1 pseudogene is annotated in these 241 nt (G+C 60.2%); it reads right to left on the bottom strand.

The features are described from left to right. Window positions 1-241, bottom strand: a pseudogene (locus KVT34_RS32250) (esterase family protein); the annotation flags it as partial.

The raw sequence follows: 241 nt of genomic DNA, 5'->3' as shown, positions 1-241 counted from the left end.
CTCCGCCGCATAACGGGACAGCGCGAACAGATCGCTTGCTCTCAGCAGCTCCTTGTTTTTTCCGAACACGAGCCGGAAATCTTTGGGGAACCGCCTTTCAATCTCTTTCACCTGCGTGACGCCCGACAAACTGGCGGCTGCCGCGGACTGATCCGGCTTTTTCAGCGCCCATTTGAAAGCCCCGTAGCCTCCCATCCACAGACCGGCCTCGAAATTGTCCTCCCGGCGGCCCCACAGCGGA

Origin of the sequence: Paenibacillus sp. GbtcB18, assembly GCF_019091125.1 — a bacterium.
Taxonomy (GTDB): domain Bacteria; phylum Bacillota; class Bacilli; order Paenibacillales; family NBRC-103111; genus Paenibacillus_F; species Paenibacillus_F chitinolyticus.
This window is presented reverse-complemented; position numbering and strand designations above follow the sequence as displayed.